A 232-nucleotide genomic window follows, 5' to 3' on the forward strand; every position below is an offset into this window, starting at 1 on the left:
GGCAATGACTTAGGCTGGTATTCAACCCAATGGTTTGCATTCAATAATTATCAATATGGTTTTTTGAGTATTTTTGATGAAGATTATGCAATTTTTATTAATGATGGCTTTTTAGTACAACCGAAAATATCGGAGCCGATTTATCATGGCTATTCTTACTTCTTTTCAAAATTAACGAATGGCAATTATATATTTTATACGTATACGATTACGTTATTTATCTATTTACCAG

1 protein-coding gene is annotated in these 232 nt (G+C 29.3%); it reads left to right on the top strand.

The genetic code is table 11. The annotated features are described in order from the left end of the window. Window positions 1-232, top strand: a 232-nt coding sequence (locus tag AAEY75_RS17350; RefSeq protein WP_352260436.1) for a hypothetical protein, incomplete at both ends; no start/stop codon positions are given.

This window comes from Psychrobacter sp. TB55-MNA-CIBAN-0194, assembly GCF_040309505.1.
GTDB classification, from domain to species: Bacteria; Pseudomonadota; Gammaproteobacteria; order Pseudomonadales; family Moraxellaceae; genus Psychrobacter; species Psychrobacter fozii.